The sequence below is a fragment of the Paenarthrobacter sp. A20 genome (assembly GCF_024168825.1).
Classification (GTDB): domain Bacteria; phylum Actinomycetota; class Actinomycetes; order Actinomycetales; family Micrococcaceae; genus Arthrobacter.
In genome coordinates this window covers 3,689,966-3,708,654 of record NZ_JALJWH010000001.1, presented here as the reverse complement: position 1 = coordinate 3,708,654, position 18,689 = coordinate 3,689,966, and the positions used below count along the sequence as shown (strand labels likewise).

The 18,689-nt window shown below is 60.2% G+C and carries 20 protein-coding genes; 11 read left to right on the top strand and 9 right to left on the bottom strand.

The annotated features are described in order from the left end of the window. Positions 1–4: 4 nt before the first annotated feature. From J3D46_RS17070 to J3D46_RS17055, 4 genes are all read left to right on the top strand, one after another. On the top strand, positions 5–394 hold the full coding sequence (locus J3D46_RS17070; protein WP_090821577.1) for an iron-sulfur cluster assembly accessory protein: 390 nt from the start codon (positions 5–7) through the stop codon (positions 392–394). A gap of 184 nt (positions 395–578) precedes the next feature. Then, positions 579–1,451 carry a cytochrome c oxidase subunit II gene (gene coxB, locus J3D46_RS17065; RefSeq protein ID WP_159699369.1) on the top strand — a complete coding sequence of 291 codons (873 nt, stop codon included), beginning with the start codon at positions 579–581 and terminating at the stop codon, positions 1,449–1,451. A gap of 10 nt (positions 1,452–1,461) precedes the next feature. After that, on the top strand, positions 1,462–3,186 hold the full coding sequence (ctaD, locus tag J3D46_RS17060) for a cytochrome c oxidase subunit I (protein ID WP_159699372.1): 1,725 nt from the start codon (positions 1,462–1,464) through the stop codon (positions 3,184–3,186). Then, complete coding sequence (locus tag J3D46_RS17055; RefSeq protein ID WP_231342844.1) at positions 3,183–3,584, top strand: cytochrome c oxidase subunit 4; 402 nt, start codon at positions 3,183–3,185, stop codon at positions 3,582–3,584. The genes ctaD and J3D46_RS17055 overlap by 4 nt, the downstream gene beginning before the upstream one ends. Positions 3,585–3,694: 110 nt before the next feature. On the opposite strand, the gene J3D46_RS17050 is transcribed toward J3D46_RS17055, so the two are convergent. Next, the gene (locus J3D46_RS17050) at positions 3,695–3,988 is read right to left on the bottom strand and encodes an HPr family phosphocarrier protein (protein ID WP_231340109.1); all 294 of its coding nucleotides are present in this window, start codon (positions 3,986–3,988) and stop codon (positions 3,695–3,697) included. A 155-nt stretch (positions 3,989–4,143) separates the two neighbouring features. Here J3D46_RS17050 and J3D46_RS17045 point away from each other — a divergent pair, with 155 nt between their 5' ends. Beyond that, complete coding sequence (locus J3D46_RS17045) at positions 4,144–4,932, top strand: GntR family transcriptional regulator (protein ID WP_231340110.1); 789 nt, start codon at positions 4,144–4,146, stop codon at positions 4,930–4,932. A gap of 122 nt (positions 4,933–5,054) precedes the next feature. Here J3D46_RS17045 and J3D46_RS17040 read toward each other — a convergent pair whose 3' ends face one another. The 4 genes from J3D46_RS17040 to J3D46_RS17025 all read right to left on the bottom strand — a co-directional run bounded on the left by J3D46_RS17040 (position 5,055) and on the right by J3D46_RS17025 (position 9,389). Beyond that, positions 5,055–6,728 (bottom strand): ubiquinol-cytochrome c reductase cytochrome b subunit, encoded by a 1,674-nt coding sequence (locus J3D46_RS17040; RefSeq protein ID WP_231340111.1) that lies wholly within the window; start codon positions 6,726–6,728, stop codon positions 5,055–5,057. Beyond that, the gene (locus J3D46_RS17035) at positions 6,706–7,776 is read right to left on the bottom strand and encodes a ubiquinol-cytochrome c reductase iron-sulfur subunit (RefSeq protein ID WP_231340112.1); all 1,071 of its coding nucleotides are present in this window, start codon (positions 7,774–7,776) and stop codon (positions 6,706–6,708) included. Before J3D46_RS17035 ends, J3D46_RS17040 begins: the two co-directional genes overlap by 23 nt. 97 nt (positions 7,777–7,873) lie before the next feature. Beyond that, positions 7,874–8,662: a c-type cytochrome gene (locus J3D46_RS17030; protein WP_253468281.1), complete on the bottom strand. Its 789-nt coding sequence runs from the start codon at positions 8,660–8,662 to the stop codon at positions 7,874–7,876. An 88-nt stretch (positions 8,663–8,750) separates the two neighbouring features. Beyond that, the gene (locus J3D46_RS17025) at positions 8,751–9,389 is read right to left on the bottom strand and encodes a heme-copper oxidase subunit III (protein WP_253468280.1); all 639 of its coding nucleotides are present in this window, start codon (positions 9,387–9,389) and stop codon (positions 8,751–8,753) included. 148 nt (positions 9,390–9,537) lie between these two features. Between J3D46_RS17025 and trpD the strand changes: the two genes are divergently transcribed. Beyond that, complete coding sequence (trpD, locus tag J3D46_RS17020; RefSeq protein ID WP_253468279.1) at positions 9,538–10,596, top strand: anthranilate phosphoribosyltransferase; 1,059 nt, start codon at positions 9,538–9,540, stop codon at positions 10,594–10,596. 36 nt (positions 10,597–10,632) lie between these two features. On the opposite strand, the gene J3D46_RS17015 is transcribed toward trpD, so the two are convergent. Both J3D46_RS17015 and J3D46_RS17010 read right to left on the bottom strand, forming a co-directional pair. After that, positions 10,633–10,911, bottom strand: a complete 279-nt coding sequence (locus J3D46_RS17015) for an Lrp/AsnC family transcriptional regulator (RefSeq protein WP_144648325.1) — start codon at positions 10,909–10,911, stop codon at positions 10,633–10,635. Positions 10,912–10,983: 72 nt separating this feature from the next. After that, positions 10,984–11,373: a DUF3054 domain-containing protein gene (locus J3D46_RS17010; RefSeq protein ID WP_253468278.1), complete on the bottom strand. Its 390-nt coding sequence runs from the start codon at positions 11,371–11,373 to the stop codon at positions 10,984–10,986. 126 nt (positions 11,374–11,499) lie between these two features. Between J3D46_RS17010 and J3D46_RS17005 the strand changes: the two genes are divergently transcribed. The 3 genes from J3D46_RS17005 to J3D46_RS16995 all read left to right on the top strand — a co-directional run bounded on the left by J3D46_RS17005 (position 11,500) and on the right by J3D46_RS16995 (position 12,978). Beyond that, positions 11,500–11,877, top strand: coding sequence for a VOC family protein (locus tag J3D46_RS17005; protein ID WP_253468277.1), 378 nt, complete (start codon positions 11,500–11,502; stop codon positions 11,875–11,877). Between the two features lie 142 nt (positions 11,878–12,019). Beyond that, positions 12,020–12,475, top strand: a complete 456-nt coding sequence (locus tag J3D46_RS17000) for a VOC family protein (RefSeq protein WP_253468276.1) — start codon at positions 12,020–12,022, stop codon at positions 12,473–12,475. Between the two features lie 74 nt (positions 12,476–12,549). After that, entirely contained in the window at positions 12,550–12,978 is a 429-nt protein-coding gene (locus J3D46_RS16995) for a VOC family protein (RefSeq protein WP_253468275.1), read from the top strand. A gap of 137 nt (positions 12,979–13,115) precedes the next feature. Here the strand turns inward: J3D46_RS16995 and J3D46_RS16990 are convergent, their stop codons facing one another. Then, positions 13,116–13,598, bottom strand: coding sequence for a MarR family transcriptional regulator (locus tag J3D46_RS16990; RefSeq protein ID WP_253468274.1), 483 nt, complete (start codon positions 13,596–13,598; stop codon positions 13,116–13,118). Positions 13,599–13,701: 103 nt separating this feature from the next. Here J3D46_RS16990 and J3D46_RS16985 point away from each other — a divergent pair, with 103 nt between their 5' ends. Beyond that, positions 13,702–14,910 carry an NAD(P)/FAD-dependent oxidoreductase gene (locus J3D46_RS16985; protein WP_253468273.1) on the top strand — a complete coding sequence of 403 codons (1,209 nt, stop codon included), beginning with the start codon at positions 13,702–13,704 and terminating at the stop codon, positions 14,908–14,910. Positions 14,911–14,985: 75 nt separating this feature from the next. Here J3D46_RS16985 and J3D46_RS16980 read toward each other — a convergent pair whose 3' ends face one another. Continuing rightward, the gene (locus tag J3D46_RS16980) at positions 14,986–17,379 is read right to left on the bottom strand and encodes an excinuclease ABC subunit UvrA (RefSeq protein ID WP_253468272.1); all 2,394 of its coding nucleotides are present in this window, start codon (positions 17,377–17,379) and stop codon (positions 14,986–14,988) included. Positions 17,380–17,510: 131 nt separating this feature from the next. On the opposite strand from J3D46_RS16980, the gene J3D46_RS16975 reads away from it, so the two are divergent. Then, positions 17,511–18,647, top strand: coding sequence for a type III polyketide synthase (locus J3D46_RS16975; protein ID WP_231340122.1), 1,137 nt, complete (start codon positions 17,511–17,513; stop codon positions 18,645–18,647). Positions 18,648–18,689 lie beyond the last annotated feature (42 nt).

Sequence of the window (18,689 nt, the reverse complement as noted above, 5' to 3'; positions counted from 1 at the left end):
GCCAATGAGCACTGCAACCAACGAAAACAGCACCGGAGCACAGGTCGTCTCCAACGACGAACTGCCCACGCACGAGGTCAATCTGACCGACGTCGCCGCAGGCAAGGTCCGCAGCCTCCTCGAGCAGGAAGGGCGTACCGACCTTCGGCTGCGCGTTGCAGTCCAGCCTGGAGGATGCTCCGGCCTGATCTACCAGCTTTACTTCGATGAGCGCATGCTCGACGGAGACGCTGTGCGCGACTACGACGGCGTTGAGGTCGTAGTAGACAAGATGAGCGTTCCCTACCTCAGCGGCGCCAGCATCGACTTCGAGGACACCATTTCGAAGCAAGGTTTCACCATCGATAACCCGAATGCCGGCGGGTCATGCGCCTGCGGCGATTCGTTCCACTGATGTGAGCCATCGCCGCATGTCGGCGCCCCTTCGGACTGGTTTGAAACCGTTCGGAGCCACGGCGCTGACATGTGCGCGAAATCCGCTTGATAGCGGTAAGCTCTACATCGGGTAGTAAAACTTTTTAGTGTGCCCGGTGAGCCTTCGGCCTGCCGGGAGACAGCAACAAGAGGAAGGGCCGTCTGTGAGTTCGCAGAACCGAACCGGCAGCCGACGCATAAAGATCACATCGATCACTGGCTTGGCACTCGCCGGCGCGTTGGTTTTGACCGGATGTTCACCAGAGGTAGAGAAGGGTTGGCTGCCTACAGAGCGCGGCACGACCAACCACACTGACCGGATCATGGACCTCTGGGTCAACTCATGGATCGCCGCCTTGGCAGTCGGTATCATCACGTGGGGCCTTCTGGTCTGGTGCATCATCGCTTACCGCCGCCGCAAGGGCACCACGGGTTTCCCGAAGCAGCTCAGCTACAACCTGCCGCTCGAGGTCTTCTACTTGACCATCCCGCTGTTCATGGTGCTGGTGTTCTTCTACTTCACCGACCAGGACCAGCGCGCGATCGATGACCGCTCGCAGCCTGCCGACGTCGTTGTCGACGTCCGCGGCAAGCAGTGGGCCTGGGACTTCAACTACAAAAAGGGCGAGGTCATCAATGAAGACCTCCACGAGGCCGGCGTCCAGGCGCACCTGACCGGCAACGATGTCAACAAGGAACTTCTCCCCACTCTCTACTTGCCCGTTGGCAAGTCCGTGGACCTGGAGCTGAACTCCCGCGACGTCATCCATTCATTCTGGGTCCCCGCGTTCCTCCAGAAGCGCGACATGATCCCTGGCAAGACGAACTACATCAGGTTCACGCCCACCAAGGAAGGCACCTTCGACGGTAAGTGTGCCGAACTCTGCGGTGAATACCACTCCGAAATGCTTTTCCGCGTCAAGGTTGTCTCCGAGTCTGAGTTCCAGGCACACATGGACAAGCTTCGCCAGGAAGGCAACACGGGCCTCCTCGGTGCGGAATACGACCGCAACCCGAACCTGAACGAAACCAAGTAAGGGGAGCGACGTGGCTACGTACACTCAATCCGCCGCGGGGGTCCTAGACGCTCCCGTAGTTCCTAAATCCAAGGGGCGCATCGTCGTCAACTGGATCACCTCCACCGACCACAAAACCATCGGGTACATGTACCTGATCGCGTCCTTCGTGTTCTTCTGCCTCGGTGGCGTCATGGCGCTGTTGATCCGCGCTGAACTGTTCGAACCCGGAATGCAGATCCTGCAGACCAAAGAGCAGTACAACCAGATGTTCACGATGCACGGCACTGTGATGCTCCTGATGTTCGCAACGCCGCTCTTTGCCGGCTTCGCGAACGTCATTATGCCGTTGCAGATTGGCGCCCCCGACGTCGCCTTCCCGCGCTTGAACGCCTTGGCTTTCTGGTTCTTCCTGTTCGGCTCCACCATCGCGGTCTCCGGCTTCATCACCCCGCAGGGTGCTGCGTCCTTTGGCTGGTTCGCCTATGCTCCGTTGTCCAACACGACATTCAGTCCGGGCGTCGGTGGTGACTTGTGGGTCTTTGGACTTGCGCTCTCCGGTTTCGGAACCATCCTTGGTGCCGTCAACTTCATCACCACCATCATCTGCATGCGCGCACCGGGCATGACCATGTGGCGCATGCCGATCTTCACCTGGAACACCCTCGTCACTGCGATCCTGGTCCTGATGGCCTTCCCGCCGCTGGCAGCAGCACTGTTTGCTCTCGGTGCCGACCGCCGCTTCGGCGCCCACATCTTTGATCCCGAAAACGGCGGTGCCGTCCTCTGGCAGCACCTGTTCTGGTTCTTCGGACACCCTGAGGTGTACATCATCGCGTTGCCGTTCTTCGGCATCGTCTCCGAGATCTTCCCCGTCTTCAGCCGCAAGCCCATCTTTGGCTACAAGGGCCTGGTCTATGCGACCATCGCCATTGCTGCGCTCTCCGTCACGGTGTGGGCACACCACATGTATGTGACCGGATCGGTGCTGCTGCCGTTCTTCGCGTTCATGACCATGCTGATTGCAGTCCCAACCGGTGTGAAGTTCTTCAACTGGATCGGTACGTTGTGGCAGGGCTCCATCACCTTCGAGACGCCGATGCTCTGGAGCATCGGCTTCCTGGTGACGTTCCTCTTCGGTGGACTGACGGGTATCATCCTGGCCTCCCCGCCGCTGGACTTCCACGTCTCGGACTCCTACTTCGTGGTTGCCCACTTCCACTACGTGGTCTTCGGTACGGTCGTGTTCGCGATGTTCGCAGGGTTCTACTTCTGGTGGCCCAAGTGGACCGGCAAGATGCTCAACGAACGTCTCGGCAAGATTCACTTCTGGCTGCTGTTCCTGGGCTTCCACGGCACGTTCCTTATCCAGCACTGGCTGGGTGTGGAAGGCATGCCGCGTCGATACGCCGACTACATGCCGCAGGATAACTTCACGTGGATGAACCAGTTCTCCACTATTTCCTCCTTCGTACTGGGCGCATCGCTGCTGCCGTTCTTCTGGAACGTCTACATCACGTGGCGCAGCAACAAGAAGGTTGAAGTCGATGACCCCTGGGGCTTTGGTGCTTCGCTGGAATGGGCAACGTCCTGCCCGCCGCCGCGCCACAACTTCACCTCCTTGCCCCGTATCCGCTCCGAGCGCCCGGCTCTGGACCTTCACCACCCGGAGTTGGCCCAGGTTCACACTGCCGAGGCCCCGTCGCCCGCAGCAGCTGTCTTGGGTAACGCCGACCAAAGGGACGTCAACAAATGAAAATTGAATCGTGGCTCTTCGGAGCCGGAGTCTTCTTCTTCGTCCCCGTAGCCATTGCTTATGGCTTCCTGACCGAATGGTCTGAGTGGGTAGGTGTCCTGGGCATCCTCCTGGTTGGCGGTCTCGCGGGCATGATCGGCGCCTACCTTGGCTTCACCGGCAAGCGGATTGGCCTTCGTCCGGAGGACCGTCCGGATGCTGAAGTTCATGAGGGTGCAGGCGAACAGGGCCACTTCAGCCCTTGGAGCTGGTGGCCCCTGGTCCTCGGCCTGGCATGTGCCGGCGGATTCCTCGGCCTCGCCATTGGCTTCTGGGTAACCTACGTCGCCGGTGGCCTCGCCCTGGTGGCATTGGTCGGTTGGGTTTTCGAATACAGCCGCGGCGACCACGCACACTAATAGTCAGCAAGACAGAAGAATGGGCCCCACCTCACGGTGGGGCCCATTCTCTTTAAGCTCATGCCGAGGATCCGGCACGAGGTCGTTCAGCCTGGGGCGGGTAGTACCTCTCAGCGGGCCTCTATGGCCTCAAGAACGGCCGAGAGGGCGATCAGCGCATTCTCGGCTCCCGACAGCGTCTGTTCGGCGCTGAGGGCACCTGGTTGCACCTCTAGATAGACTTCACAGCCGTGACCGAAGTCTTCGGTCATGACCTCAAGTAGGGAGCGGGCGTCGACTGGTTGACCACCCTGCTTTCGAATGGTGACCGGCATACCGGTTTCGGTGACGGCGCGGACGAATACCGCGGCCGCCCGGGCGTGCAATCCGATTTCGGCGGCAACGAAGGCCTTCTGCTCCGGCAACCCAACTCCTTTGTTATGACGGTGTCCCGTCAGAAAATGATCCATACCAGCGTAGCCTCAGGGGGAGTGCCTGCTCCACATCGCGGTTCAGTGGTCTAGACCTGAAGCCTCACTGAATTATCCTTGATACATGACTCATTTGCTGGACAGCTGCCGTGCCTGAGGCGGCAAACATTGCCGGCGAGATCGACCGCAGTAGCGGCACGCCAATCTATGTTCAATTGCGTGAAATCCTCCGGGCCTTCATTGCGCAATCCTGCCCGCCTGGATCAGCGCTTCCGTCGGAGAGGGATCTTTCGGAACGCTTCGGTCTGGCGCGTATGACCGTTCGTCAGGCCATCGACGCCTTGGTGGGTGAAGAGGTGATCGAGCGCGTAGTAGGGCTTGGAACGTTCGTCAGAAAGCCAAAGCTTGATCTCCAAGTCAAGCTCACTTCCTATAGCGAGGAAATGCAGCGGCGAGGCATGGTCCCTGCGGCCAAGGTGCTGAGTTTCGAACAGATTGGTGCCAGTGCGTTCCTCGCCCGGGAGCTCCAGTTGGAGGAGGGTACCCCGTTGGTTCGTTTCCGACGACTTCTGCTGGCCGACAACGAGCCAATGAGCGTTGACGAGAACTTTATCCCGGCGCACAGGGTTCCGGGACTGCTGGATGAGGCACCACCTACCTCGCTGTACAACGTTTTGAGCGAACGCTTCGGCTTGGTCATGGAGTGGGGTGAGGACATGATTGAGGCCACAGCGGCCTCTCCCTCCACCGCGAGACTCCTCAACGTCGACGTCGGTGCCCCCTTGCTCAAGATTCAGCGCCACGCCTTCGTCGCCCGCGCCATGGTGGACTATTCAGTTTCCTACTATCGGGCAGACCGCTACAAACTTTGGGTTCCCCTGCAGCGACCAGGGGTTCGGCCTACGAGAAACTATTCGTCGGGATACCGAACCCAGTAGCACTCCAAGGGTCGCTCCCGGGCCAAACACCACGGGCTTGGCCCGGACAGTCCATTAAAGAAGACAAAAAGCAGGGCCCGGTCGGATGGACCGGGCCCTACTTCAATGTTGAGTGCTAAGCGCTAGTGGCTCAGGCTCTTCTGGTCTTCGCCAGCTGCAATGGCCTCGTGGTGGCCGTGTGCGTGGGCGGCTTCGAGCTCTGCCGGAGTTGCCGGGGCAACGCGGTCCTCGAAGAACCACTTGGAAAGTGCCGCGCGGCGCTTTTCCTTACGGGTGACAACGCCATGTTCGTTCGGTTCGGCCGGCAGGGGAGCCGGCGATTCGAACCCAACGAGCTTGTACCGCTTGTACTCGTCAAGCGGAGCGTGGACCTCAATGAACTCACCGTGGGGGAGCCGGACAATTCGTCCGGTTTCACGGCCGTGCAAGGCAATTTCGCGGTCCTTGCGCTGGAGCGCGAGAGCGATTCGCTTGGTCACGATGAAAGCAAGGATCGGGCCGATAAAGAACAGCGTCCGGAGCCAGTAGGTCACGTCGTTCAGCGATACGTGGAAGTGCGTCGCAATAAGGTCGGATCCAGCTGCAGCCCACATCACGCAGTACCAGGTGAACCCTGCAACACCGATCGCCGTGCGGGTAGGAGCGTTGCGCGGACGATCGAGAACGTGGTGTTCGCGGTTGTCCTTGGTGATCCAGCGTTCGATCCACGGGTACATGAACAGCACAGTGAAGATGATTCCGGCGGGTACAAGTGCCGGAAGCAATACGTTCAACGTCAAGGTACGTCCGAAGATGACCCACTCGAAGTGGAAGTCGTTGATGACGCCGGGCATGAGGCGCAGCGCACCATCGACAAAGCCGATGTACCAGTCGGGCTGGGTACCAGCGGAAACCGGAGAGGGGTCATAGGGCCCGTAGTTCCAGATCGGGTTGATCGTGAAAGCGGCTGCCATGAGTGCCAGTACGCCGAAGACGATGAAGAAGAATCCACCAGCCTTGGCTGCGTAGACCGGGCCGAGGGGGTAGCCGACGACGTTGCCGTCGTTGCGACCGGGGCCGGGGTACTGGGTGTGCTTGTGCACAACCACCATGAAGAGGTGGATCACGATCATCAGCAGGATGAGCGCGGGGACCAGCAGGATGTGCAGGACATAAAGGCGGCCAATGATGGCGGTACCCGGGAATTCTCCCCCGAAGAGGAAGAACGAGGTGTACGTGCCGATGACCGGGATCGACTTGATCACGCCGTCGATGATGCGCAGACCGTTACCGGAGAGCAGGTCATCGGGGAGCGAGTAGCCGGTGAAGCCTGCTGCCATTGCCAGGATGAGCAGGACGCCGCCCACCACCCAGTTCATTTCGCGGGGCTTACGGAACGCACCCGTGAAGAAGACGCGCAGCATGTGAACACCAAGGGATGCCACGAACAGCAGGGCTGCCCAGTGGTGTACCTGGCGCATGAACAGGCCGCCACGGACGTCGAACGAGATGTTCAGCGAAGAGCTGTAAGCAACGGACATTTCGACGTTATACAGCGGAGTGTATGAACCCTGGTAATGGGTTTCCGCCATCGACGGATCGAAGAAGAACGTCAGGAATGTACCTGACATCAGCAGGATGACGAAGGAGTACAGCGCCACCTCACCGAACATGAACGACCAGTGGTCGGGGAACACCTTCCGGCCGAACTCACGCAGGATGCCGGAGCCGCCCACACGCTCGTCCACGAAGTTGGTGAAACTACCAACCTTGGTCTTCGGAACGAAGGGGGCTTCAGCTGTTGATGAGGCGCTCATGCTCGTCACGCTCCCAGTAACTCGGTCCTACAGGTTCTCTGAAGTCGCTCGTGGCGACGAGGTAGCCCTCTGCGTCAACTGCGATGGGCAGCTGGGGGAGCGGACGGCTTGCCGGTCCGAAGATGACCTTGCATTCCTGCGTAAGGTCAAAAGTGGACTGGTGGCAGGGGCACAGAAGGTGGTGCGTCTGCTGCTCATAGAGAGCAACCGGGCAACCGACGTGCGTGCAGATCTTGGAGTAGGCAACGATTCCGTTGTAGCTCCAGCTTTCTCGGCCCTCGGAGGGGTTCAAAGAGTTGGGATCCAGGCGCATCAGCAGAACGACGGCTTTTGCCTTCTCGTTCAGCTTGCCTTCGTGGAGCTCGTTGAGGCCTTCGGGGATGACGTGGAAGGCCGAGCCGATGGTGACGTCCGAGGCCTTGATGGGGGTGCCATCGGGGTCGCGGGTCAGGCGCTTGAGTTTTCCGTCCTGGGGAGCCCACATGGTGTGTGCCAAGGCATCGTCAGGACGCGGTCCCAGGTCGCCGAAGATGGCGAGAGCGGGCAGCGGGGCAAGCGCAACGGCACCAAGAAGGGTGTTGCGGATCAGCGGGCGGCGCTTGATGCCGGTCTCATCGACGATGTCGTCGACGATCCGGACTGCTGCCTGCCGATCTTCTTCGGTACGGATAGCGTGGCGCTCTTCAGACACTTCGTGATCGGGCATCAGGGCCTTGGCCCAGTGCACGATGCCGGTGCCGATACCAAGCATCGCGAAGGCCGTACCGAGTCCCAGAAGAAGGTTCTGGGTACGGATGGTCGCAATGGTGGTGTCGTCGCCAAGGTCGATGGCAAAGTATGCCACCAGGAAGACCAGCGTACCGATGACGGAGGTGCCAAACAGAATGGCTACCTGACGCTCGGCGCGCTTTGCGGCTACCGGGTCCGTGTCAGCCAGGCGCAAACGATGCGGAGGGAGTCCAGGATCCTGGAACTTCTCCACCTCATTCTGACCAGCCGTAGCTACGGTGCCCGAGTGGTTCGGACTGCCGTCACTATGGTTGCCCATAATTCGCCTCATCCTTCTCTCGTTGTCCCGGCCGGAGCCGAGTTATTTTCAGTTTCAAACTGCTGACCATGCAGCAGAAGTTTTTGTGGTGTCCGGATCAGGACGTACGGGACGTCAGCCAGATCGTGAATGCGATGATGACACCCAAGCCGGCAACCCAAACGAACAGGCCTTCGGATACGGGTCCAAGTGAACCCAGGTCGGCGCCACCGGGTGAACCGTTGGCTTCGATGGTCTTCAGGAAGGTGATGATGTCGCGCTTGTCTTCAGGCGTGATGTTGGAATCATTGAAGACGGGCATGTTCTGCGGGCCGGTCGCCATGGCTTCGTAGATGTGCTCTGCGCTGACACCTGCCAACGCGGGGGCAAACTTACCGCGGGTCAGGGCGCCGCCGGCAGCGGCAGCGTTGTGGCACATGGCGCAGTTGACTCGGAAGAGTTCGCCACCGTTGGCTGCATCTCCCTTGCCGTCCAGGAGGTGTTCCTCGGGGATGGCCGGGCCTGCGCCGAGGGAAGCAACGTAAGCAGAGAGCTGCTTGGTCTGCTCCTCGTTGAACTGGGCGGGCTTCTGCTGGGCCTGCGGTCCGCTCATCTGCATGGGCATACGACCGGTACCAACTTGGAAGTCAACTGCAGCAGCACCCACGCCGACCAGCGAGGGGCCGTCCTGGGTTCCGGACGCACCCATGCCGTGGCAGGTGGCGCAGTTGGCGGCAAAGAGCTTGCCGCCTTCTTCTACGTCACTTGCGCTGAAGCTTGTGGTGTCGGCCTTGGCCTGGTTGACAGTTGTGGCAACGGCGTAGAGCCCACCAGTGAGGAGGAGGCCCATCAACAGCAGCGCTATGGCTGCCAGTGGGTGACGTCGCTTCTGCGAGAGTGCCTTCACGTGGTGGTTCCTTTATTCGATCCTGCGTCGGCTCCGCGAGCCGCTTCTTGAAATTCTGCCTCTTGTAGAAAAAGAGTCAAAGCCGGGCTTACTTGAGGACGTAGATGACCAGGAAGAGGCCGATCCACACAACGTCAACGAAGTGCCAGTAGTACGAGGTGACGATCGCCGACGTAGCTTCAAAGTGCCCGAACTTCTTAGCCGCAAACGCACGGCCGATGATGAACAGGAACGCGATCAGGCCGCCAATGACGTGCAGGCCGTGGAAGCCTGTTGTCATGTAGAAGGCGGAGCCGTAGGCGTTGGACGACAGGGACACGTGCTCCGAGACGAGCATGGCGTATTCCGTGGTCTGCCCGGCTACGAAGAAGGCACCCATGATGAAGGTAAGGACAAACCATTCAGTCATGCCCCAGCGGGTGAATTGGAGCGGGCCGCCCGTGCGGCGGGGTTCGAGCCGCTCGGCGGCAAAGACGCCCATCTGGCAAGTAAACGAACTTGCCACAAGGACGATGGTGTTGACGAGCGCAAACGGGAAGTTGAGCTTGGCCGTCTCCTCGGCCCACATCATTCCGGATGTGGAGCGCAGGGTGAAGTACATGGCAAAGAGGCCGGCGAAGAACATCAACTCACTGGACAGCCAAACAACGGTTCCAACAGAAACCAGGTTGGGGCGGTTCAGCGTCGGGTGCGCCGGGGTACTGGGGGCATGGGTCGCAGATGTCACAAGGACATTATGTCTGTAAAAGTCCAGACTTCCCAATGCAAACCACCGATTCGGGAGACTTTTTCTACAAAGACGCGAATTCGCGCGGAAAAGTTCCCGGCCGCGTTCACATTGGTCATCGGCGTGGCTGGCTCGATAGCATCAGGGAGTGACTTCTCCGGCATCGGCACCTGCAGCCAGCAATACCTGGCCAGGGCTCATCTCAGCACTGATCAACGGCGACGACCTTGCAGTGGGCAACACAGAGTGGGCCATGAACACCATCATGGCCGGCGAAGCGACTCCGGCGCAGATCGCGGGCTTCCTGGTAGCTCTGCGGGCCAAGGGCGAAACTGTCGAAGAGTTGGCCGGTTTGGTTGAAGCGATGGTGCAGCACGCCAACCCGATCGATATCTCCGGGCAGAAGTTGGACATCGTGGGAACCGGGGGAGACCGGTTGAACACCGTGAACATCTCCACCATGGCAGCGCTTGTGGCTGCCGGGGCCGGGGCCAAGGTGGTTAAGCATGGAAACAGGGCCGCTTCTTCGACCTCTGGCTCAGCGGACGTGCTGGAGGCCTTGGGCGTCCGCTTGGACCTTTCGATCGAACAGGTGGCCCGAAATGCGGAGGAGGCCGGAATCACGTTCTGTTTCGCGCAGGTCTTCCATCCCTCCTTCCGGCACACTGCTGTCCCGCGCCGGGAACTCGCCGTTCCAACGGCATTCAATTTCCTCGGTCCTATGACAAATCCGGCGCACGTACAGGCTTCCGCCGTCGGTGTAGCCAATGCCCGGATGGCACCGCTCGTGGCTGGAGTCCTGGCGCGCCGCGGCAGTCGTGGACTGGTTTTCCGGGGTGATGATGGCCTTGATGAACTCACGCCCACCGGGCCATCGACAGTTTGGGAAATCAGGGACGGAACGGTCACTGAGCAGGTGTTCTCGCCGTCGGAACTCGGAATCGTGCCATCAACGGTGGCCGACCTTCGAGGCGGCGATGCCGCCGCAAACGCAGGCGTGGTCCGGGACGTCCTTGACGGGAAGACCGGCCCGGTACGGGATGCAGTCCTTCTCAATGCCGCAGCCGGACTGGTGTCTTTTGATCTGCACGCCGACGGCAGCCTGATCTCGCGTATGCGTCATGCGTTTGCCCGCGCAGCAGAATCCGTTGATTCGGGCAAGGCTGCCCAAGTGCTGGCGAAGTGGACCGAACTCAGCCGGAGCTGAGTTCGGGCATTCCTCCTGCTTCCAGAACGCGAACTGTTACTCGAACCCCAGTGCGAAGGCTGCGTCAAGGTCGTGTTGCGAGTAGGCGCGGAAGGCAATGTGGGTGGTGGTGTGGACCACCGAGTCAACCTTCGAAAGGCGGTCGGCGATCACGTCCGCAAGCTCGTCGTGCTTAGTGACCCTGGCTACCGCAATGAGGTCCCACTCGCCTGTGACGGAATAGACCTCGCTGATGCCTTGAATGGCAGAGATTTGCTCAGCTGTCTCCGGGATGCGTGAGGCATCGGTCTTGATCAGGACGAAAGCGGTGATCACGTGGGGCCTTTCCGGAAAAGCATCGTTGCGGACTGTTTCCAGCGTAGTGCATTCTCCGGCGACGCGACTTGATCAAACACCGCGTTGCCGTCTCTGCGCTGCACGCACCAACACTGCAACCAGTGCACGGTACCCGAGCAGGAAAACCGCGAGGCTGATCGTCGCCACAATGACGAAGGGCAGCACTACCGTCTGGCCAGTGGCGGCCCTCAGCAGCATCCCAACAAGCACCGCGCCGATCCAGATGGCTACGCCGGACGGCCACAATGCAAACGGGGCCCGCCACGCGCGTGAGACTGCCCAGGCGATGACTGCTCCGGCGAGGAATGGCCACGCCGTGGAGAAGGCGCCGGAGACTATGTCGCCCCGTGCGTGCGCGTCCCGGCCGATAGCAGCGAATACAAGGATCAACACGACGTCGGCAAGTACTGCCGGGATCCACGATCTGGATGATGAAAGCATGCTCCTGACACTATCCGGCATGGGCCAAAGGGGCGAAGTCCGGGCTGCGGCGCCTCCTTGCCTGTTGACGGGCGTGACAGCCATGATGACAGGAGCCAAAGGACCAAACCAGCGTAGGAGGACGCCTTGAGACTTATTCAAGTGGCCCAGCACGCCGAGGATCTGCAGCGCGCGGCAGTTTTCTACTCTGCGCTGCTGGACGCCCAACCGAGTGCCCTGTTCGAACCCCCTGGACTCCTGTTCTTTGATGTTGGCGGTGTCCGGCTCTTGCTGGAGAGGGGAGCGCCTTCGGCACTGATCTATTTGGAGGTGGGCGACCTTCACGGAACCGTGGCAGCACTTCGGAACCGGGGCGTGAGGATCATCGCGGAGCCACACATGATTTTTACCCATGACGACGACACCTTGGGACCCCGGGATTCAGAAGAGTGGATGGCGTTCATTGAGGACAGTGAGGCCAACACCGTGGGGCTGGTCAGCCGGGTCCGGACCGCGGGGGACTAGCGGTTTTCACTGTCAGCAGCCCGGTGGTTCGGTGGGACAACCGACGTCGGGTGGATTCGCCGTCGTGCATTGTGCGCGGCGACCGGCGGTACTAGCCTCGGTCGGGGGACCAGCGTTTCCCAAGATCCTTGAGGAGTGGTTGATGCAAAAGATTTCCACGTGTTTATGGTTCGACGGCCAGGCGGTTGAGGCCGCGGAGTTCTACACGTCTACCTTCGGAAACTCATCCATGGGGCAGGTTATGCCGGGGCCTGATGGCGGTGCCCTGACCGTCGAGTTCGAGATTGAGGGCAGGCAGTTCATGGGCCTCAACGGGGGACCGGCTTTCACATTCAACGAGGCAGTTTCGCTGGTAGTCAACTGCGATTCCCAGGAAGAAGTCGACCGGTATTGGGGCGCCCTCCTTGCCGGGGGTGAGGAGAGCATGTGCGGCTGGCTGAAGGACAAGTTTGGCCTGTCGTGGCAGATTGTCCCGACAGCATTGACCGGACTGCTGAACGGCCCGGATCCTGAAGGCTCACGGCGTGCAATGGAGGCAATGCTGAAGATGCGAAAACTGGATATCAACGCCTTGCAAAAGGCGTACGACGGCGACTGAAACTTTGTAGGACAGGCGCCTCGCGGCGCTGCTAGCACGGCCGCACACATCACAACCATGAGGAGAACCGACCAATGACAACCCGCCTCAATCCATACATCTCTTTCCAGGACAACGCCCGCGATGCCATTAGCTTCTACGAATCAGTCTTCGGTGGCGAACTGAACATCAGCACATTCGGCGACTATCAGGCCAGTGAAGACCCGGCCGAGGCCAACAAGGTCATGCACGCCATGCTGGAGACACCGGGCGGGTTGACGCTGATGGCCGCTGACACCCCCAATGGCATGCAGTACAACCCCGGCGACAATATGTCTGTCTCCTTGAGTGGGGAATCCGCCGATGAAGCCGAGCTCCGTGGCTACTGGGACAAACTGGTCGACGGCGGAACCGTGACGGTGCCGCTGGAAATGGCACCCTGGGGAGACACCTTCGGGATGTGCGTCGACAAGTTCGGAATCGGGTGGCTTGTCAACATCGCCGGGGACCAACAAGGTCAATAAGGACTTCCGACAGGACTGGCCACTGCCGAAGCATCGGTTAATTGGCCGGGCTCAGGGGAGACTCATTCCCTTTACTTTACATAATGTAGATTATCGGCGTTATGAACGAGTGCTCGGGAGGGGTGTCGGGCTGAGCGTCAGCCTGCTTCGTTTCCCAAGCGCGCTGCTGCGTTCTTCTGGATTTCCGCGGCCTTGGCGGAGTAATCGGCGATGACACGCAGGTCGTCGTTGCTGTAGCCCTCAAGTAAGCCCGTCAATCCACTCATGAAATCGACGAAGTGTGGCGTAGCGGCAGTTACCTGGTCGCCGATCAGCTCTATCAATACCTTCCGTTTATCCTCGTCATGCCTGACCCTGCGGGCTATGCCTTTGCCTTCCAGCCGCTCCATCAGCCCGGTCACCGAGGCTGGCGCCAAGCCTGAATGCTGGCCGAATTCTCCTGCCGTCATGGGCCCGAACCGCAGCAGGATATCTATGGCTTTACCTTCGGTTGCGGACAACCCTCGGAGTTCGGAGAGTTTCGAGTGGAACATCACGGCCGCCGTCGATAGTTCCCGGCCGGAAGCGAAAACAGCTTCCAGCAGGGCCTTTCGAGCGTCCGCGTCGCCGTCTGAGTGCATCCTCAGAGGCTAGCAAGGTATTTCGCGATTCCGAAAGGATTGACGCACCCGAGTCTCAGCGATATATTTCGTTCGACCGAACGAAATATATCTGGAGGCTCTGATGTTGAATTGCATGGTTGTGGGTGCTGGTATTGCCGGACTCTCCAGCGGCATAGCGCTGCACAAGGCCGGTCATCGACCTGTCATTTTCGAAGCTTACGGAGCGCCGTCGGATGGTATCGGCGGCTTCCTGACAGTGGCCGTCAACGGTTTCGATGCGTTGGAAACCCTCGGTCTCAAAGCGGCAGCAGACAACTTGGGTTTCAGTACTCCCCTCATGTCCATGTACTTGGGAAGTAACGGCAAACACCTCATGGACTTCGACTTCGGCGGGTCCCTGCCCGACGGAACCACTGCCCGCACGATGACCCGTTCCGAGCTGTACAGCTTGCTCAGGGAAGAAGCCGGTCGGCTCGGTATCCGCATCGTTTACAACAAGCGGCTGACCATGGTGGAAGAAGACCGCGACGGCGTGAGGGCAGTGTTCGACGACGGAACCACAGAACGTGGGGACATTGTGGTTGGTACCGATGGCCTTCATTCACGCGTCAGAACGTTGATAGACCCCACGTCGCCGGCGCCCAGGATCATTCCGTTGCTCAACACGGGCGGCATAGTCCCTGCCGGGGTTCTGGAGCCCGGGCCGATGGACGTCGAGGCCGGGCGCATGAAGATGGTTTTCGGTAAGCGCTGCTTCTATTGCTACATGCAGGATCCCGACGGCCGGATCTGGTGGTTTGCCAATCCCCTGCAACGGTCCTCTGAAGATCCCGCCACCTTGGACGCCGGCGCCCGCAAAGCTTGGTTGACCAGGCTCGTCGCCGGGGACCGTACGATAATGGCGGCCATTATCGCCGCTACGGATGACATCATCAGGCCCTACACGACCTCGGATTTTCCAAGCATTCCCCGCTGGCACCGCGAGAGGCTTGTTCTGGTGGGCGATGCCGCCCATGCAGCGTCGCCGTCGTCCGGTCAGGGAGCTTCCATGGCAATCGAAGATGCGGTCACGTTGGGTCGTTCGCTCCAGGGCCTGGAGCCGGACGCAATTCCGGAGGCGCTGGCGCGTTATGAGAACGAACGCAGGACCCGGGCGGAATCGGTGGTCGAATGGGGGCGCAGAAATGCGGCGCCGAAGATCCGCGGCCAGTTCAAGCGCGTTTTCGAGGACCTGGTGCTGCCCGTGGTCTTCCGTGGGATCGCACGGAAGTCCACGGACAACTTTGATTGGGTGTATCGGCATCACATTCAGTGGGACACTGCGAATTGAGGCTCCTACTGATGCAAGGGATCAGGAAGGAGCCGGGCCGGCATGGACTCTGCCGGCCCGCCACGCGAGAAGGTCTCAGGCGCTCACATAGGCGGCCAGGTGCTTGCCGGTGAGCGTCGACTTGCCAGCCACAAGCTCGGCGGGCGTGCCAGCGAAAACAATCTTGCCGCCGTCGTGTCCTGCGCCCGGACCAAGGTCAATGATCCAGTCGGCGTGAGCCATGACAGCCTGGTGATGTTCGATGACGATGACTGACTTGCCGGACTCCACCAATCGGTCCAGCATTCCCAGCAAGTTCTGGACATCGGCCAAGTGCAGGCCGGTGGTCGGTTCGTCCAGAATGTAGATATCGCCCTTTTCGGACATCTGCGTTGCCAGCTTGAGGCGCTGGCGCTCACCGCCGGACAATGTTGTGAGTGGCTGGCCGAGGGTCAGGTAGCCCAAGCCAACATCGGCAAGGCGGTCAAGGATCTTGTGGGCGGCAGGGGTGCGTGCCTCCCCCTCGCTGAAGAAGCCCTCTGCCTCATTGACAGACATTGCAAGCACCTCTGCAATATTTCGATCCCCCAGTTTGTACTCCAGAACTGACGCCTGAAAGCGCTTTCCGTCACACTCTTCACAGGTGGATTCAACGGTCGCCATGACGCCGAGGTCCGTGTAGATAACGCCGGCGCCATTACAGGTGGGGCAGGCGCCTTCGGAGTTAGAGCTGAACAGCGCCGGCTTCACGCCATTGGCCTTGGCGAAGGCTTTGCGGATCGGCTCCAGGAGTCCCGTGTAGGTGGCAGGATTGCTCCTGCGGGACCCGCGGATGGCGCCCTGGTCGATCACGAGGACACCGTCGCGGGTTGCGACCGATCCATGAATCAAGGAGCTTTTTCCGGAGCCTGCCACGCCGGTCAGCACGCAGAGAACGCCGAGGGGGATGTCGACGTCGACGTCCTTCAAGTTGTTCGTTGATGCGCCGCGGACTTCAAGTTTGCCGGCAGCCGAACGGACGTCCTCCTTGATGGAGGCGCGATCGTCGAGATGGCGACCGGTAATGGTGTCGCTCCCCCGCAAACCGTCAAGATCGCCCTCAAAGCAGACGGTGCCGCCACCGGTACCGGCGCCCGGTCCCAGGTCCACAACGTGATCGGCAATCGCGATCGTCTCGGGTTTGTGTTCCACCACCAGGACGGTGTTTCCTTTGTCCCGCAACTGCAGCAGGAGCTGGTTCATTCGCTCGATGTCGTGCGGGTGCAGCCCAATGGTGGGTTCGTCGAAGACGTACGTAATGTCTGTCAGGGACGAGCCAAGGTGCCGGATCATTTTGGTCCGCTGTGCCTCTCCCCCGGACAACGTGCCGGCGGGCCGATCAAGGGAAAGGTATCCCAGTCCGATTTCGGCGAAGGAATCCAGGAGGTGCTGGAGTCCCTTCAGGAGCGGAGCAACGGAAGGCTCGTCGAGGTCGCGGATCCAAACGGCAAGGTCGCTGATCTGCATGGTGCACACGTCTGCGATGCTCTTGCCCTTGATCTTCGACGATCTTGCCTCGGGGCTCAGGCGCGTTCCTTCGCACTCAGGGCACGTGGTGAACGTGATGGCCCGCTCAACGAACGCGCGGATGTGCGGCTGGAGCGCGTCGACGTCCTTGCTCAGCATGGACTTCTGGATCTTGGGGATCACGCCTTCGTAAGTAAGGTTGATGCCCTCTACCTTGATTTTGGTGGGCTCACGGTACAGGAGATCGTGGAGTTCTTTCTTGGTGAACTTGGCGATGGGCTTGTCCATGTTGAAGAAACCCGAACCGCTGAAGATGCGTCCGTACCAGCCATCCATGGTGTAGCCCGGGATGGTAAGTGCGCCTTCACTGAGGGACTTGCTGTCGTCGTACAGTGCGGTCAGATCGAAGTCGTTGACCGAACCCATGCCCTCACAGCGCGAACACATTCCACCCAAGCGGTTGAAGGAGGCCTTCTCAGTCTTGGTCTTGCCCTCGCCACGCTCCACAGTGATGGCACCGCTGGCCTTCACTGTCGGGACGTTGAAGGAGTAGGCGTTGGGTGAGCCGATGTGGGGGTGTCCCAGGCGGCTGAACAGGATCCGCAACATCGCGTTGGCGTCGGTGGCCGTACCCACCGTTGACCGCGGGTTGGACCCCATTCGCTCCTGGTCCACGATGATCGCCGTCGTCAGGCCTTCGAGCATGTCAACGTCCGGTCGGGCCAGGGACGGCATGAAGCCTTGCACGAACGCGCTGTACGTTTCGTTGATCATGCGCTGCGATTCTGCAGCGATCGTGGCGAATACCAGCGAACTCTTCCCGGACCCGGAAACGCCCGTGAACACTGTGAGCCGACGCTTCGGAATCTCGATGCTGACGTCTTTCAGGTTGTTTTCACGCGCACCTTGAACCCGGATCAGGTCGTGGGTGTCAGCAACGTGCGAATCGGGAGATTGCGTGTCAGCGCCCGCGGCAAAAGTCATGATTTCTCCATCTGTTAGGCGGCGCTGCCCAACAGTTCCCCGTCGGCGTCGCCTGGCTCACCTTGACCAACCTCGGTCAGTACGTTTGATTCTGCCATTGTCTTCACAGGTTTACTCACTAAGAATGAAGCATGCCGGTATACGTGAGGTCCCTTGAAACCGCAGTTCCGCCAACCATCCTCGTCCAGCAACAAGCACGCGAAGTTTTTGCGTCCCAGCCAGGCCTGACCCGGCTGGGAACGCGTCTGGTCACCACCTGTTTTGATTCAGCAGCCATCGACACCCGCTACACCGCTGTCGAAGAGCTCAGCCTTGACGCCCATCCCGAGAATCCAAGGTTCTTCGATCCCGAAACCAACAGGGTCCTGAGCCCCAGCACCAAGGTCCGGAACGAAATCTTCGCCACCGAAGCCACCAAGCTTTTCGTGGAGGCAGGAAAGACGGCTGTGGCTCAAGCGTCCGGCATCGACCTGGACGACATCACCCACGTCATTACGGTGTCCTGCACTGGCTTCTTCAATCCAGGACCCGACTACAAGGTGGTCCGGGCCCTGGGGCTCAACCCTGCTGTGCAGCGGTACCACCTCGGATTCATGGGCTGCTATGCCGCCTTCCCGGCACTCAAAGCGGCCAAGCAGTTCTGCATGGCCGATCCCAAGGCTGTGGTTCTGGTGATCTGTGTTGAGCTCTGTTCCCTTCACGTCAGGACCTCGAATGATCCAGACACGATCATGGGCTCAGCCATTTTCGGCGACGGCGCGGCGGCAGCAATCGTCACCGCCCGTGAACCGGAGGGGCCGGATCCGGTGATCAGGCTGGACCATTTCGAAACTGTCCTCACCCCGGTGGGCGAGGAAGCCATGGCCTGGAACATCGGCGACGAAGGATTCGAAATGGTGCTGGGCTCGTACGTTCCGCACATCATCGAAGAACACATCACCGGAGCCTTGGAGCCGCTTCTCGCGAAAGAGCCTCAGCTGGCCGGGCTCCCTTATAGGGACATCACACATTGGGCCATCCACCCCGGTGGCCGCAGCATCCTGGACAAGGTGGAATCCAAGCTGGAGCTGACACAGGAACAGTTGGTGCCTGCCCGGGAGACACTGCGCGAGTACGGCAACATGAGCAGCGCCACGGTGTTGTTTGTCCTGAAGTACATGATGGAGAAGCCAGCCACGGACCGTGAGGAGCGCATCTGTTCCATGGCTTTCGGTCCGGGCCTGACGGTGGAGACTGGCCTCTTTACTCTGGTCTCCCCTGCCCTGTGAGTCCATGGGGATCCCTGCAGGACAGGGATCTGCACGCAATTG

Bases quoted from the DNA above. Each gene is read 5' to 3' on its own strand.
- J3D46_RS17070 (WP_090821577.1), top strand. From the start codon at position 5: ATGAGCACTGCAACCAACGAAAACAGCACCGGAGCACAGGTCGTCTCC.
- J3D46_RS17055 (WP_231342844.1), top strand. From the start codon at position 3,183: ATGAAAATTGAATCGTGGCTCTTCGGAGCCGGAGTCTTCTTCTTCGTC.
- J3D46_RS17040 (WP_231340111.1), bottom strand. From the start codon at position 6,728: ATGAGCGCCTCATCAACAGCTGAAGCCCCCTTCGTTCCGAAGACCAAG.
- J3D46_RS17035 (WP_231340112.1), bottom strand. From the start codon at position 7,776: ATGGGCAACCATAGTGACGGCAGTCCGAACCACTCGGGCACCGTAGCT.
- J3D46_RS17010 (WP_253468278.1), bottom strand. From the start codon at position 11,373: ATGCTTTCATCATCCAGATCGTGGATCCCGGCAGTACTTGCCGACGTC.
- J3D46_RS17000 (WP_253468276.1), top strand. From the start codon at position 12,020: ATGCAAAAGATTTCCACGTGTTTATGGTTCGACGGCCAGGCGGTTGAG.
- J3D46_RS16995 (WP_253468275.1), top strand. From the start codon at position 12,550: ATGACAACCCGCCTCAATCCATACATCTCTTTCCAGGACAACGCCCGC.
- J3D46_RS16990 (WP_253468274.1), bottom strand. From the start codon at position 13,598: ATGCACTCAGACGGCGACGCGGACGCTCGAAAGGCCCTGCTGGAAGCT.
- J3D46_RS16985 (WP_253468273.1), top strand. From the start codon at position 13,702: ATGTTGAATTGCATGGTTGTGGGTGCTGGTATTGCCGGACTCTCCAGC.
- J3D46_RS16980 (WP_253468272.1), bottom strand. From the start codon at position 17,379: ATGACTTTTGCCGCGGGCGCTGACACGCAATCTCCCGATTCGCACGTT.
- J3D46_RS16975 (WP_231340122.1), top strand. From the start codon at position 17,511: ATGCCGGTATACGTGAGGTCCCTTGAAACCGCAGTTCCGCCAACCATC.